The organism is Micromonospora sp. NPDC093277 (assembly GCF_044765245.1).
In the GTDB taxonomy this organism is placed as follows: Bacteria; Actinomycetota; Actinomycetes; order Mycobacteriales; family Micromonosporaceae; genus Micromonospora.
Genome location: NZ_JBIWJO010000001.1, coordinates 766,979 through 781,824 on the forward strand (window position 1 = coordinate 766,979; position 14,846 = coordinate 781,824).

General features: G+C 72.2%; 11 protein-coding genes. 8 read left to right on the forward strand and 3 right to left on the reverse strand.

The window, feature by feature from the left end; genetic code table 11:
* The first annotated feature begins 231 nt into the window (after nucleotides 1-231).
* The 3 genes from ACIRG9_RS03550 to ACIRG9_RS03560 all read left to right on the forward strand — a co-directional run bounded on the left by ACIRG9_RS03550 (nucleotide 232) and on the right by ACIRG9_RS03560 (nucleotide 4,226).
* A complete protein-coding gene (locus ACIRG9_RS03550; RefSeq protein WP_402850250.1) occupies nucleotides 232-1,767 on the forward strand; it encodes a phosphatidate cytidylyltransferase in 1,536 nt (511 codons plus the stop codon).
* A 104-nt stretch (nucleotides 1,768-1,871) separates the two neighbouring features.
* Nucleotides 1,872-3,029, forward strand: a complete 1,158-nt coding sequence (rlmN, locus tag ACIRG9_RS03555) for a 23S rRNA (adenine(2503)-C(2))-methyltransferase RlmN (protein WP_402849509.1) — start codon at nucleotides 1,872-1,874, stop codon at nucleotides 3,027-3,029.
* A gap of 21 nt (nucleotides 3,030-3,050) precedes the next feature.
* Complete coding sequence (locus tag ACIRG9_RS03560; RefSeq protein ID WP_402849511.1) at nucleotides 3,051-4,226, forward strand: DivIVA domain-containing protein; 1,176 nt, start codon at nucleotides 3,051-3,053, stop codon at nucleotides 4,224-4,226.
* A gap of 101 nt (nucleotides 4,227-4,327) precedes the next feature.
* Here the strand turns inward: ACIRG9_RS03560 and ACIRG9_RS03565 are convergent, their stop codons facing one another.
* On the reverse strand, nucleotides 4,328-4,552 hold the full coding sequence (locus tag ACIRG9_RS03565) for a DUF2631 domain-containing protein (protein WP_402849514.1): 225 nt from the start codon (nucleotides 4,550-4,552) through the stop codon (nucleotides 4,328-4,330).
* Between the two features lie 89 nt (nucleotides 4,553-4,641).
* Here ACIRG9_RS03565 and ACIRG9_RS03570 point away from each other — a divergent pair, with 89 nt between their 5' ends.
* Both ACIRG9_RS03570 and ACIRG9_RS03575 read left to right on the forward strand, forming a co-directional pair.
* The gene (locus tag ACIRG9_RS03570) at nucleotides 4,642-5,511 is read left to right on the forward strand and encodes a hypothetical protein (protein ID WP_402849517.1); all 870 of its coding nucleotides are present in this window, start codon (nucleotides 4,642-4,644) and stop codon (nucleotides 5,509-5,511) included.
* A gap of 124 nt (nucleotides 5,512-5,635) precedes the next feature.
* Complete coding sequence (locus tag ACIRG9_RS03575; protein WP_402849520.1) at nucleotides 5,636-7,189, forward strand: Rieske 2Fe-2S domain-containing protein; 1,554 nt, start codon at nucleotides 5,636-5,638, stop codon at nucleotides 7,187-7,189.
* A gap of 154 nt (nucleotides 7,190-7,343) precedes the next feature.
* Here ACIRG9_RS03575 and ACIRG9_RS03580 read toward each other — a convergent pair whose 3' ends face one another.
* Complete coding sequence (locus ACIRG9_RS03580) at nucleotides 7,344-8,939, reverse strand: phytoene desaturase family protein (RefSeq protein ID WP_402849523.1); 1,596 nt, start codon at nucleotides 8,937-8,939, stop codon at nucleotides 7,344-7,346.
* Between the two features lie 171 nt (nucleotides 8,940-9,110).
* Nucleotides 9,111-9,848 (reverse strand): TetR/AcrR family transcriptional regulator, encoded by a 738-nt coding sequence (locus ACIRG9_RS03585; RefSeq protein ID WP_402849525.1) that lies wholly within the window; start codon nucleotides 9,846-9,848, stop codon nucleotides 9,111-9,113.
* Nucleotides 9,849-9,952: 104 nt separating this feature from the next.
* Between ACIRG9_RS03585 and ACIRG9_RS03590 the strand changes: the two genes are divergently transcribed.
* From ACIRG9_RS03590 to ACIRG9_RS03600, 3 genes are all read left to right on the forward strand, one after another.
* On the forward strand, nucleotides 9,953-12,133 hold the full coding sequence (locus tag ACIRG9_RS03590; RefSeq protein WP_402849528.1) for an MMPL family transporter: 2,181 nt from the start codon (nucleotides 9,953-9,955) through the stop codon (nucleotides 12,131-12,133).
* 252 nt (nucleotides 12,134-12,385) lie between these two features.
* Nucleotides 12,386-13,597: a 1-deoxy-D-xylulose-5-phosphate reductoisomerase gene (gene dxr / locus ACIRG9_RS03595; RefSeq protein WP_402849531.1), complete on the forward strand. Its 1,212-nt coding sequence runs from the start codon at nucleotides 12,386-12,388 to the stop codon at nucleotides 13,595-13,597.
* The gene (locus tag ACIRG9_RS03600) at nucleotides 13,597-14,844 is read left to right on the forward strand and encodes a M50 family metallopeptidase (RefSeq protein ID WP_402849534.1); all 1,248 of its coding nucleotides are present in this window, start codon (nucleotides 13,597-13,599) and stop codon (nucleotides 14,842-14,844) included. The genes dxr and ACIRG9_RS03600 overlap by 1 nt, the downstream gene beginning before the upstream one ends.
* Nucleotides 14,845-14,846 lie beyond the last annotated feature (2 nt).

A 14,846-nucleotide genomic window follows, 5' to 3' on the forward strand; every position in this document is an offset into this window, starting at 1 on the left:
CGCCGCCGCCCATCTCGGGTGGCGGACCCGGTGCCGTCGTCGTGGTGGGCCATCGTCCGCCGTCCCGGGTTCGCGAGTGCAGTAGGCTCGGCAGGACTCCCGACCACCACTGGGTGAACGGCGGGGATCTCCCGGCCGTCGGGTCGGTCAACCGGAACAGTCACGCCTGTAGGGGATGGTCTTGGTCTTGCGTCATGTGGTGGCTCTCGTACCGCTTCCGCTCGGTACGTGATGTCCCGCCCCGACCCCTACGGCGCCGCCGAGCCACGCGGCTGGGACCAGCCGGCCCCGCTGCCGTGGCCCGAGACCGACCTCGAACCGCAGTCCTGGCATCGGCCGGGTGGCCCTGAGGCGTACGCGGAATCGCCCGGAGGCAGCCGTTCCGCCACCGATCCGTACGCCCGGCCCTGGCCGGACGACGACCGGTACGACGCGGCGAGCGGCCGCCGGCGGTACGAGGAACGCCCGGACCACGCCGGGGACGACCGGAGGTACCGCGAGGCGGACCGCGGTTGGCACGACCAGACCGGCTACCGCGACGATCTGGACCGCCCGGCCGAGGGCCGCGAGGAACGCGACCGGTGGGACGGCGGTCCGGCGTACCACGAGGAGCGCCGGTGGGAGCGCGGCCCGGCGTACCCCGATGACCGCGACCGCTGGGACGGCGGTCCGGGCTACCGGGACGATCCCCGGTACCGGGACGCGGACCATGGTCCGCGTGACCGGGGCTACGACGAGCCGGTTCGGGGTGGCCGCCCCTACCTGCCGGACGACGAGTACGCGACCGCCCAGATCGCCCCGGTACGCGACGAGCCCGACCAGGTTGCCGCGGGACCGGACGACCCGACCGGCCAACTCGCGGCGGTACGGGACGAGCCGCCCCCGGGCCGGCGCGGGCGGGGTCGCCGCCGGGCCAGTGTCGACCGGCCCGCCACCGCGCAGTCGGCGACCGGCCGGGCCGGCCGCAACCTGCCGGCGGCGATCGGCGTCGGCCTGGCTCTCGGCGCGGCGATCCTGGTGCCGCTCTTCTTCTACCCGCTCGCGTTCCTCGTCGTGGTCGCCACCGCGATGGCGATCGGCAGCTGGGAGATGGCCCGGGCGGTGCGCCGCGGCGGTGCCCACCCACCGCTGGTGCCGCTGATCGCCGGTGGCGTGATCACCGTCGGGCTGGCCTGGTTCGCCGGCCCGGACGCGCAGAGTCTCGGCCTGCTGGTCACCGTCCTCGGCACGATGGTCTGGCGGTTGGGCGACGGCCCCCGTAACTATCAGCGTGACGTGACCGCGGCCACCCTGATCGCGGTCTACGTGCCCTTCCTCGGTGGTTTCGCGGCCATGCTCGCGGCCGCTCCCGGCGACGGGCATCTGCGGGTGCTGGTCACCCTGGTCGCTGTGGTGCTCTCCGACACCGGCGGGTACGCGGCCGGCGTCGCCTTCGGCAAGCACCCGATGGCGCCCAGGATCAGCCCGAAGAAGTCCTGGGAGGGCTTCGCCGGCTCGCTGACCGCCGCCGCGGCGGGCAGCGCCCTGCTGCTCTGGCTGCTGTTCGAGGTGACCCCGTGGTGGGGTGCGCTGTTCGGGGTGGCGATCTCCTGCGCGGCGGTCGTCGGCGACCTGGCCGAGTCGATGATCAAGCGGGATCTCGGGGTGAAGGACATGAGCAACCTGCTACCCGGGCACGGTGGCCTGATGGACCGGCTCGACTCGATCCTCTTCGCGGTGCCGGCGGCGTATCTGCTGTTGACGGTTCTGGTGCCGACGGTGGGCTGAGGGATGAATCATGCGGGCGGAGCCGAATCCACCGGCCGGTCAAGGCCGATTCGGGACCTACGGACGGGTACGACCCGCCGCTGGCGTGTCAGACTGGACCCGCCATGACGAGCCTCCCCCTGATCCCCGTGGACCCCGACGCTCGCGGCCGCCGGCCCGCGCTGCCGCCCCGCCACCTCGCCGACTTGGACCTGCCCGGCCGGCAGGCGCTGGTCGCCGAGCTGGGGGAGCCCGCCTTCCGAGCCAAGCAGGTCTCCAACCACTACTTCGGTCGCCTGGTGCGCGACCCCGCGCTGATGACCGACCTGCCGGCGACCGCCCGGGAGCGGCTGGCCGGGACACTGCTGCCCACCCTGCTCACCCCGGTGCGCGAGCTGGCCTGCGACGACGGTGCCACCCGGAAGGCGCTCTGGCGGCTGCACGACGGCTCGCTGGTGGAGAGCGTGCTGATGGGCTACCCGGACCGGGTCACCGTCTGCATCTCCAGTCAGGCCGGCTGTGGCATGGCCTGCCCGTTCTGCGCCACCGGCCAGGCCGGGCTGACCCGTAACCTGTCGACCGCGGAGATCGTCGACCAGGCTGTCTACCTCGCCGGGGTGGCCGCCTCGGGGGTGGTGGCCGGCTCCCCGCCGCGCCTGTCGCACGTCGTCTTCATGGGCATGGGCGAGCCGCTGGCCAACTACTCGCGGGTGGTCGCGGCGATCCGCCGGCTGGTGGCGCCGGCCCCGGAGGGGCTCGGCCTGTCCCAGCGGCACATCACCGTCTCCACGGTCGGCCTGGTGCCGGCGATCCGCCGACTGGCCAGCGAAGACCTCTCCGTGACTCTTGCGCTGTCGCTGCACGCCCCCGATGATGAGCTGCGCGACGAACTCGTCCCGGTCAACCAGCGCTGGAAGGTGTCCGAGGTGCTGGACGCGGCGTGGGACTACGCGACCACGACGGGGCGTCGCGTGTCGATCGAGTACGCGATGATCAAGGACGTGAACGACCAGCCGTGGAGAGCCGATCTGCTCGGGCGGCTGCTGGCCGGCAAGCTGGCACATGTGAATCTCATCCCGCTCAACCCGACTCCGGGCAGCCGCTGGGACGCCAGCCCGAAGCCGGTCGAGCGGGAGTTCGTCCGGCGGTTGCGCGACGCCGGGGTGTCGACCACGGTGCGGGACACCCGGGGGCGCGAGATCGACGGCGCGTGTGGGCAGCTCGCCGCCGCCGAGGACAGGGACACCGAGGCGCCGGGCGAAGAACGGCGTGACCGGGCGTAGCGAACGAGACCAGGAGACATAGTGGCGAGTCAGGGTCAGCGTTTCCGGCGTAAGGCGCTTCGCCGGGGATACAAGGTGGACGAGGTGGACGCCTTCCTGGATCGGGTGGAGGCGACCCTCGACGGTCAGCCGGTCGGCGCGCCCGTCGCCTCCCAGGAGGTCCACGACGTCGTCTTCCGGGTCCGGTTCAACGGCTACGACGAGTGGCAGGTCGACCTGCACCTCGACCGGGTGGAGCGGCAGCTGGCCGAGCTGGAGGAGCGGGGCGGCGCCCCGGGCGGGCGCGGTGCCGATCCCCGGATGGCCGACCGGCACGGTCCGCCGATGCGCGACGACCGCGGCCTCTCGCCGGTGCCGCAGCCGCCGATGCCGCCCCGACCGATGCCCGCGCAGCCCGGCCCGCCCGCCGACCGCTACGGCAACCGCTACGACGATCCGACCGGGGGCAACCGTTACGACGAGCCGACCGGGGGTGGTCGGTACGACGACCCGACCGGTGGTGGCCGCTACGACGAGCCGACCGGTGCCTTCGCCGGTGGGTACGACGGCCCACGCGGCGGGTACGACGGGCCCCGCGGCCCGGCCGGACCTGGCCCGATGGGACCCGGTCCGATGGGTCCGGGTGGCCCGATGGGTCCGGGTGCCCCGATGGGGCACGGCGGTCCGCCGCCGCCCCGCGGCCTTCCGCAGGGGCCCGGTGGGTTCGGCCCCGATGACCGGTTCGACGGGTTCGAGGCCGGTCGGCGTGGCCGCCCCGACATGACGGCCGAGATCCGGATGCCGGAGCGGGATCTGCGTGGCCGTGGTCCGGCCGGACCGCCTCCCGTGCCCCAGCAGGGTTTCGGGGGTGGCCCGATGGGTGGCCCGCCGATGGCCGGCCCGCCCGCCGGTGGCCCGCCGATGGGTGGCCCGCCCGCCGTCGGTCCGCCGATGGCCGGCCCACCCGGCAGCGACCTCTACCGGGTGGACCAGATCCGCCGCAGCTTCCAGGTGCGCCGCTTCGGCAGCGGGTACGACCCGGACCAGGTCGACCGGTTCTTCGACACCCTGCTCGGCGGCATGCAGGGCCGCAACCAGATGCCGGTGAATCCGAAGGACCTGGACACCCTGCGCTTCGGGCTGGTACCGGGCGGCTACTTCGAGGCCGAGGTCGACGCCGCGCTCAAGGACGTACAGGACATCCTGCTCGGCCACTGATCCGTTGACGACGAGGGCGCCCGCCCCGACCAGACGACGAGGGCCCGCCCCCGAACAGGGGCGGGCCCTCGCGCGTACAGGTCGAACGCGTGAGCGTCGGGTCAGGACCGCAGGCCGCTGCGGCGCAGCACCGCGTCGCCGATCACGATGGCCAGCAGCAGCGCGGCGACCCCGATCAGCCAGATGTCCTCGACCTTGCCCTCGTGGTTGCCGCACAGCGCCATGACCACCAACAATGCCGCCGACAGCACCGCTCCGATCCGTCCGGCCTTGCGGTTCCCGGGCTTGTGCTGATCTGGCGCGGTTACCGGCTCGCTTCCTGCCACTGTCGGTCCTTCCCTCGCGATCGGATCTCCGGTTAGTCTGGCACGCCTCGTGCCGGGCCCGGCGCAGGGTCCGACCTGATGGGGGACGCATGGCTCGCGCGGAGGATCGCGAACTGCTCAAGGCGGCGTATCAGGCGTGGGACGCGCAGGACTGGGTGGTCGCCGGGGAGTCCCTGGAGCGCCTGGCGCGACGCCTTCCCGATCACCGCCGCGCCGGCGTCTGGTGGTACGACGCGGCGCTGGCGTACAAGTTCGTGCGCAACTGGGCGAAGGCGTACGAGCTGGGCCGGGAGGCGGCCGCGCGGGCGAAGCGGGGCGCGGAGGACCCGGCGTTCTGGAACCTCGGCATCGCCGCGACGATCATGGAGGACTGGGCGACGGCCCGGGACGCCTGGCAGGGGTACGGGCTGACCGTGCCGGCCGGCGACGGTGAGATCGTGGCGGACTTCGGGCCGACGCCGATCCGGCTGACCGTGGGGCAGGGCGGCGGCGAGGTGGTCTGGGCGCAGCGGCTCTGCCCGACCCGGGCGCGGGTGCTCAACGTGCCGACGCCGGAGTCGGGCCGCCGGTACGGCGAGATCGTGGTGCACGACGGCGCTCCGAACGGGGAGCGGGAGGTCGGCGGCCAGAAGTTCCCGGTCTTCGACGAGTTGCTGCTGTTTCGGGCCTCCGAGCTGCCCACCACGATCGTCGAGGTGGCCGCCGGCGGACCGGCGGACGTCCAGGCCCTGGCCGAGCTCTTCGACGAGCACGGGTACGCGGCGGAGCCGGCCAGCGGGGTCCGGATGATCTGCGCGTGCTGCAGTGAGGGGAACGTGTCCCATGACCGGGACCACCAGGTCGCGGGCGGGCAGCGGGTGCACGTCGCGGCACCGGTCGATCGGATTTCCGCCCTGATGGACGCCTGGTGCGCCGCCGCGCCGGAGCGCCGGAGTTGGACGGGGCCGGTGCTGGGCTGAGCGCCCGGGTCGTTGGACCCGTCCCGGCGGGGCGGATGGGCACTACCGGCGTCGCGGGACGGCGACCACACTGCCTCCGGTAGCGTCTTGACGTACACCTGATTGTCTTTCGAGGGGGACTGCGGTGCGAGTGACCGGTACGGGACATGCCAGCATGCGGATCGACACGGCCGCGGGCAGCATCCTGTGCGACCCGTGGGTCAATCCCGCCTATTTCGCCTCGTGGTTCCCATTCCCGGACAATTCACAGCTCGACTGGGACGCCCTGGGTCAGGTCGACTACCTGTACGTGTCGCACCTGCACCGCGACCACTTCGACGCGAAGCACCTGCGCGACTACATCTCCAAGGACGTCACCGTCCTGCTGCCCGAGTTCCCCACCTCCGAGATGGAGGACGAGCTGCGGGAGCTGGGCTTCACCAAGTTCCTCAAGGCCCCGAACGAGCAGGTCGTGGAGCTGCCCGGCGGCCTGAAGATCATGATCCAGGCGTTGACCAGCCCGACCGACGGCCCGATCGGCGACTCCTCGCTCTGGGTGGAGTACGACGGTGTCCGGCTGCTCAACCAGAACGACGCCCGCCCGACCGACCTGACCGTCTTCACCGAGCTGGGCCACGTGCACGCGCACATGCTGCAGTTCTCCGGCGCGATCTGGTACCCGATGGTCTACGAGCTGCCGCAGGCGGCCAAGACCGCGTTCGGCAAGCAGAAGCGGGACCGGCAGTTCGACCGCACCTGGCGCTACATCGACGACCTGAAGGCCGACCACGTCTTCCCGATCGCCGGACCGCCCTGCTTCCTCGACGACGAGCTGTGGCAGTTCAACGACATCTTCGGCGACGAGGGCAACATCTTCCCCGACCAGTCGGTCTTCCTGGCGGAGTACGCCAAGGTCGGCGGCACCAACGGGATCGTGCTGCTGCCGGGCAGCGTCACCGAGATCACCACCGAGGGTGCGACCACCACCCACCCGATGCCGATCGAGGAGTTCTTCGCCAACAAGGTCGCCCACCTGGAGGAGATGCGGGAGCGCAAGCGCCCGGTCATCGAGGCCGAGAAGGCGTCCTGGCGGCACCCCGAGGTCGACCTGCTGGGCGAGATGAAGCGCCGGATCGAGCCGCTGCTCGACGAGTCGATCTACCTGGCCAAGGGCGTCGGCGGCCCGGTCCGCTTCGACCTCGTGGGCTACGACGGTGACAGCGTCGAGTCCATCGTGGTGGACTTCCCGGGCAAGGAGGTCCGGCCGTACGCGGACGAGAAGGTCCGCTACCGGTTCCGTACCGAGCGGGCGCTGATCGAGCACCTGCTGCACATCGGCGAGGTGGACTGGGTCAACTCGCTCTTCCTCTCCTGCCGCTTCTCCGCGGCTCGGATCGGCCAGTACAACGAGTTCGTCTACGCGTTCTTCAAGTGCCTCTCGGAGGAGCGTCTCCAGTACGCGGAGGGCTGGTACGACGAGCACGAGCGGGCCGTCGACGCCGAGGACATCACGCTGGACGGCTGGGTGGTGCAGCGCCGCTGCCCGCACCTGAAGGCGGACCTGAGCCGGTTCGGCATCGTCGACGGCGACCAGCTCACCTGCCAGCTGCACGGTTGGCGGTTCGACCTGGCCAGCGGCCGCTGCCTGACCAGCGTCGGCCACAAGATCCGCGCCGAGCGCGCCGAGACCGGCAACTGACGCCCACCCGCCCCACCCGATCCGTCCTCGCCCCGCTCTGATCAACTCCGCGTGCCGCAATCGGTGGTCTCGTCGGCGGATATGACCGCAACTTGCCGCACACGGAGTTGATCAAGAGCCGGGCTCAGCAGTTGATCAAGAGGTGGTAGGGCGGTCAGCGGCCCAGGTCGGTGAGGATACGGCGGGCGGCGTTGTGGCCGGCGGCGCCGATGACGCTGCCGGCGGGGTGGCAGCCGGCGCTGCCGGCGTACACGCCGTCGACGCCGGTGGCGTACGGCATCCGGTCGGTGAACGAGACGGTGTTGTCGACGTGGTGGATGTGCCCGCCGGTGATGCCGAAATGCCTCTCGATGCCGGGCGGGGCCAGCGGCACCGCGTCGGCGATCAGGTCGCCGGTGCCGGGGGCGTACCGCTCGCAGATGTCGACCAGCCGGGAGATGTAGCCGGGCAGCGCCGCTTCCCAGGTGGTGCCGGCCAGCTCGTACGGGACGGACTGCACGAACAGCGCCGACGAGTGGTGCCCGGCCTCGTCGGCCAGCGACGGGTCGACAGTGGTGTGCAGGTACCACTCGATGGTCGGTTCCGCCGGCAGCCGCCCGGCCCGCACGTCCGCCCACATGCCGCGCAGTGCGGTCATCGGCGACTCGCCGCCCTGCTCGACCAGCGACGCCGAGCCGGGCAACAGGTGGATGGTGGAGCCGAACGGGCTGGGCGCGTGCGCCGGCAGGCAGGAGAACCGGGGCAGGCCGCGTAGCGCCAGGTTGAGCTTGAGCGTGCTGCCGGTGCGGCGGACGGCCGCCATCCGCTCGCCCAGCGCCGTCGGGACCGCGCCGTCGGGCAGCAGCTCCAGCAACCGGTACGGATCGCAGGCCCCGAGCACCACCGAGGCGGCCACCTCCCGCCCGTCGGCCAGCACCACACCGGACGCCGCGCCGCCGTCCAGGGTGATCGCGGTGACCGGCGTACCGGTCAGGACGGTCGCCCCGGCGGCGCGGGCGGCCTCGGCGAAGGTCCGGGAGACGGTGCCCATGCCGCCCTGGGCGATCATCCAGGTGCCACCGGAGCCCGGCAGGCGGCACATGTTGTGCACCAGGAAGTTGTGCCCGGTGCCCGGGTCGTCCGGGCCGGCGTTGAGCCCGGAGAGGCCGTCGGTTACCGCGTACATGCTGACCAGCAGTTCGGAGCGGAAGTCGAACCGGGCCAGGTAGTCGGCGACCGAGCCGCGGACCAGGTCGACGAAGACCTGCCGGAGGGCCGGGCGGACGTACCGCTCGGCGGTCTCCTCCACCGGCAGCGGCCCGGTCAGCCAGGCCGGGGCCAGGTCCTCGCGGAGCTGGGCCAGCTCGGCCTGGAGCGCGTCGTCGGCCGCCGCGTCGGCGGGGGAGAACATCTCCGCGAGCTGCCGCCGGCTGGCCGCCGCGTCGCTGCCGAAGAGCAGGTACGGCGACCCGGGCCCGCCCGGGGTGGGCAGGAAGTAGTGCGGGTCGCGGCGCAGCACCGGGATGCGTACGTCCAGCGTGGCGAGCAGCTCCGGCGGCATCAGCCCGAGCAGATACGAGCCGGTGGAGTGCCGCAGGCCCGGAACCTTGGGGAAGGGGTTCTCGGTGCGGGTGGCTCCGCCGATCACCTCGGCCGCCTCCAGCACCAGCACGTCGAGGCCGGCGCGGGCCAGCAGGATCGCCGAGACCAGACCGTTGTGCCCGGAGCCGACCACGACGACGTCGGCGCGGGACGGAAGACTCTCGCTCATGCGGCCACCTCGCTTCGCTCGGCGGTCGCATGAGGCTCCACGGCACTGCGCCTGATGATTCGCTCGCTGCGCTCGCTCATGCGGCCACCTCGCTTCGCTCGGCGGTCGCATGAGGCTCCACGGCACTGCGCCTGATGATTCGCTCGCTGCGCTCGCTCATGTCGGGGGAGCCTAGTGGCGCGTGCCGCCCTGGGGGAGGGTCTCGCCGGGGTCGGCCGGACGCAACTGGGCGAGCTGGCTGATCAACTCGGTCTCGAAGAGCGCTTCCGGCTCGTCGACCGCCCAGCCGAGGTGACCGAAGACCTCCATGGCGACGAGGCCGTAGAGCCGGGTCCAGGCGGAGAGAAAGGCGTACGCGACCTCGATCGGCAGCGGGCCCTGCTCGGTCGCCAGCGGGGTGAGGTGCCCGCCGAGCCGTTCCTGGAGCAGCTCCGCCGGTGGGGTGGGCAGCCGACTGCCCCGGGTGAGTTCCACGAACGGGGTGAGGAAGACCGCGCACAGGTGCGCCCCCGGATGGTCCGGTTCGGCGCAGTGACTGGCGAGCCCGCCCACCCCGGGCACCGGGTTGCCGAAGATCAGGGTGAACTCGGCGGGATGGCCGACGGCCCAGCGCCGCATCGCCCGGCACATCTCGCGGAGCTGGCCCGCCGGATCCGGGCCGGCCGCGTCCCGGGCCGCCTCGATTCCCTGGCGCAGCTCGTCGTAGAGGTCCCCGGCCAGCCCGGCGACCAGCGCCTCCAGGCTGGGGAAGTATCGATAGATGGCCGGGGCGGTCATGCCCATGTCCCGGGCGATCGCGCGCAGCGAGACCGCCTCGATCCCGCCGGTCACCAACAGCCGCCGCGCCCCGTCCTTGATCTCGGCGAGAGCCGCCGTACGCAGGCGTTCCCGCCGGGTGGGTGCGGTCATCCGTCAGCCCCCTTGACCGGAGCTAACGGCGTTGTAATAGTAAACGCCGTTCACTCAGCTGATGCATGGTTACCGGCTACGACCCTAACTGCCGGTGAGGGGGAATGGCGATGTTCACCTGGTGGGGGCGACTGGTGGTACGCGCCCGGTGGGCGGTGCTGGCTGCCGCCGTGGCGCTCGTCGTGCTCGGCTCCACCTGGGGCGCGGGCGTCTTCGGCGAGCTGACCGGGGGCGGCTACCAGGACCCGGCCAGCGAGTCCAGCCGGACCGCCGAGCGGATCACCGCCGAACTGGGCCGGCAGGACGCCGACGTGATCGTCCTCTGGTCCAGCGACACCGCCACGGTCGACCAGCCGGCCTTCCGCGACCCGGTCACCGCCACCGTCACCGGGCTGCGCGGGCGGCCCGAGGTGACCAGCCTGACCACCTGGTACGACAGTCCCGCCCCGGCCCTGGTCGCCGCCGACCGCCGGGCCACGTACGCCCTCATCCGGCTCGGCGGCGCGGACGAGGACGCTCGGTCGACGCAGTTCGAGGCGCTGCGCCCCGCGCTCGACGCCCCCGGGCTGAAGACCGAGGTGGGCGGCCTCGTCGCCTTCCAGCACTACGCCAACACCCAGACCACCAAGGACATCACCCGCGCCGAGACGCTCTCCATGCCGGTGCTGCTGGTGCTCCTCGTGCTGATCTTCGGCGGGCTGGTCGCCGCCACCACCCCGCTGCTCATCGGCGGGCTGGCCATCCTCGGCGCCTTCGTCGCCGTACGGGTGGTGAACCTCTTCACCGACGTGTCGATCTTCGCGATCAACATCATCACGCTGGTCGGCCTCGGCATGGCCGTCGACTACGCCCTCTTCGTGGTGAGCCGGTTCCGGGAGGAACTCGCCGCCGGGCACGACACCGGCGAGGCGATCCGGCGCACCATGGCCACCGCGGGCCGGACCGTGCTGGTCTCCGGGCTCACCGTGGCGCTCGCCCTGTCCAGTCTGCTGATCTTCCCGCAGCCGTTCCTGCGCTCGATGGGGCTCGGCGGGGTGGCCGCCGTCCTGGTCGCCATGCTGGCCGCGCTGACCGTGCTGCCGGCCCTGCTGGCGGTGCTCGGCCACCGGATCGACGCGGTGCGCGTACCCCTGCCGTGGCGGCGTGGGACGCGGCGCGCCGGTCCGGGGGCAGCCGGTGGGGGTGGCGCCTGGGCCCGGATCGCGCGGAGCGTGATGCGCCGCCCGGTGCGCTACCTGGTCGGGGTCGTGGTGCTGCTCGGCCTGCTGGCCACCCCCTTCCTGCGGGTCACCTTCGGCGGCTTCGACGAGCGGGTGCTGCCGACGGACGCCGCGCCCCGGGTGGTCTCCGAACGGATCGCCGCCGAGTTCCCCGGCGGCCAGGTCGCCCCGATCGACGTGCTGGTCTCCGGCGCGCCGGCCGAGGCGGCGCGCGGGTTCGCCGACCAGGTCGCGGCCGTGCCGGGGGTGACCGGGGTACGGGTAGCCGCCGAGGCTGGGCGGACCACGCTGCTCTCGGTGAGCTACCCCGGCGAACCGACCGGCGACGTCGCCCAGCGGGTGGTCCGCGAGCTGCGCGGGCTGCCCGGACCGGCCGGGGCCGAGGTGCTGGTCGGCGGGCGGCCCGGCGCCGACCGGGACCTGTTGGACAGCCTCGGCGACCGGCTGCCGTGGATGGCGCTGCTGATGGCCGTCGCCACCCTGCTGCTGCTCTTCCTCGCCTTCGGCTCGGTGGTGCTGCCGGTCAAGGCGGTGCTGATGAACCTGGTCTCGATCGGCGCGTCGTTCGGCGTGGTGGTCTGGATCTTCCAGGACGGTCACCTGGCCGGGCTGCTCGGCTTCACCTCGACCGGCTTCATCGAGCCGAGCAACCCGATCCTCATGCTCGCGGTGCTCTTCGGACTGGCCACCGACTACGAGGTGTTCCTGCTGTCCCGGGTCCGGGAGGAGTGGGACCGCACCGGCGACAACACCGCCGCGGTGGCCGGCGGGCTGCAGCACACCGGCCGGATCATCACCGCCGCCGCGCTGCTGCTGATCATTGTGGTGGCCGGCTTCACCACCGGCGGCATGTCGTACATCAAGCTCATCGGGGTCGGCATGATCGTGGCGATCGTGGTCGACGCGACGCTGGTCCGGGCCCTGCTGGTGCCGGCGACCATGCGGCTGCTCGGTCGCTGGAACTGGTGGGCCCCCGGCCCGCTGGCCCGGGTCTACCGCCGCTACGGCATCCGCGAGTCCGACCAGCCTGTCCCCGCCCCGCACGCCACCGTCCCGGTCCCGTGAGGCGGTGGCCCGGCGGCTCGGCATGACGTATCTCGGCGTCCGCACCGACTGGTACGGCGGCATCGAACTGGAGCCCTTCGTCCGGCACCACGGTTCTGCGTGATCGTTGGCAGCTCAGCTGCTCAACACGCGGCGTGTCGGACAGCTCCAGCGTCAACGATCAAGGGCGGCCGGGCGGCCTGCCTGAGGAACCGGACAGCGGGAACCGAGGCTCCCAGTAAGCGCCCAGCCGGGCTGAGGAAGAATGTCCGGGTGACATCTCCCCGAGACCTAGTTCTGCTCGGCTCGACCGGCTCGATCGGTACCCAGGCCATCGACATCGTCCGGCGTAACCCGGACCGGTTCCGGGTGGTGGCGCTCGGTGCCGGCGGCGGCAACGTGGAGCTGCTCGCCGCGCAGGCCCTCGAACTCGAGGTCGAGGTGGTCGGCGTGGCCAGGGCGTCCGCCGCCCAGGATCTCCAGCTCGCGTTCTACGCCGAGGCGAGCCGGCGCGGCTGGGCCACCGGCGACTTCAAGCTGCCCAAGATCGTGGCCGGCCCGGACGCGATGACCGAGCTGGCCGGGTGGCCGTGCGACGTGGTGCTCAACGGCGTGGTCGGCTCGCTCGGGCTGGCGCCGACGCTGGCCGCGCTGCGCGCCGGACGTACACTCGCCCTGGCGAACAAGGAGTCCCTGGTGGCCGGCGGCCCCCTGGTCAAGGCCGCGGTGACGCGGCCGGGGCAGATCGTCCCCGTCGATTCCGAGCACTCGGCGCTGGCGCAGTGCCTGCGGGGCGGCACCCGGGGCGAGGTACGCCGGCTCGTGGTCACCGCCAGCGGCGGGCCGTTCCGGGGCCGCCGCCGGGACGAGTTGACCGAGGTCACGCCGGAACAGGCCCTGGCCCATCCGACCTGGAACATGGGGCCGGTGGTCACGATCAACTCCGCCACGATGGTGAACAAGGCGCTGGAGGTGATCGAGGCGCACGAGCTGTTCGACGTGCCGTACGCCGACATCGAGGTGATGGTCCACCCCCAGTCGGTGATCCACTCGATGGTCGAGTTCGTCGACGGCTCCACCCTCGCCCAGGCCAGCCCGCCGGACATGCGGCTGCCCATCGCCCTCGGTCTCGGCTGGCCGGACCGGGTGCCCGAGGCCGCTGCCGCGGTCGACTGGACCAGGGCCCACACCTGGGAGTTCTTCCCGCTCGACGACGCCGCCTTTCCGGCGGTCGCCCTGGCGAAGGCGGCCGGGGAGGCCGGGCGCTGCCGGCCGGCCATCTACAACGCGGCGAACGAGGAGTGCGTGGCGGCCTTCGTCGCCGGGCGGCTGCCGTTTCTCGGCATCGTCGACACCCTGCGGCGTGTGCTGGACGGCGCTCCCGACTTCGACGAACCAGGTACCGTCGAGGACGTGCTCGCCGCCGAATCGTGGGCACGGGCGTGCGCCCAGGAGATCATCGCCGGTTCGGTGGAAGGAGCTTGATGAGTTACCTGCTCGGGGTGGTGCTCTTCGCCGCGGCGATCCTCATCTCGGTGAGCCTGCACGAGGCGGGGCACATGCTCACCGCCAAGGCCTTCGGGATGAAGGTGACGCGCTACTTCGTCGGCTTCGGCCCGACGCTGTGGTCCTTCAAGCGCGGCGAGACCGAGTACGGCGTCAAGGGCATCCCGCTCGGCGGCTTCTGCAAGATCGTCGGGATGACCCCGCAGGACGACGACGTCGAACCGGGCGACGAGAAGCGCGCGATGTGGCGGTACCCGGTCTGGAAGCGGACGATCGTGATGTCCGCCGGCTCCATCACCCACTTCATGCTGGCCCTGGTGACGCTCTGGCTCATCGCGGTCACCGCCGGCCTGCCCAACCCGAAGTTCCCGAACACAGACGAAGGGTTCAAGGCCGAGCCCGCGGTGGTCGCCCTGGCGCCGTGCGTGGTGGTGGAGAACGCCAACCGGGCCTGCCAGGCCGGCGACCCTGCCAGCCCGGCCGCGAGCGCGCAGCTCAAGGACGGCGACCGCATCACCGCCGTCAACGGCAAGCCGATCTCCACCTGGGGGCAGATGCTCGACGTGGTCCGTGCCACGAAGCCCGGCCCCGCCACCCTTGACTACGTCCGCGACGGCGTCCCGGCCACCGCCACCGTCGACCTCGCCGCGGTGCAGCGCCCGCCACTGGACGACCCGAAGGGCGCTGCCTCGTCGGTCTCCGCGCTCGGCGTCGCCCTGCGGCCCAGCACCCCCACCCTGGTGCACTACGGCCCGGGTGCCGCGTTCGGCGCCACCGCCGACTTCACCGGCAACATGGCGGTGCAGACCGCGCACGCCATGCAGCGGATCCCGCAGAAGGTCCCCGCCCTCTGGACCGCCGTCACCGGTGGCGAGCGCGACATGGACACCCCGATCAGCGTGGTCGGTGCCAGCCGGCTCGGCGGCGAGGCCGTGGAGAACAGCGCCTGGCTGGTGTTCTTCATGCTCTTCGTCTCGCTGAACTTCTTCATCGGGGTGTTCAACCTGCTGCCGCTGCTGCCGCTGGACGGCGGGCACATCGCGATCGCCTGGTTCGAGCGGGTCCGCTCCTGGCTCTACGCCCGCCTGCGCCGCCCCGACCCGGGCCGCGTCGACTACCTCAAGCTCATGCCCATCACGTACGCGGTGATCCTGATCGGTGGCGTGTTCACGTTGCTGACCGTCACGGCGGACGTCGTCAATCCGATCACGCTCTTCTCAAGGTGAGT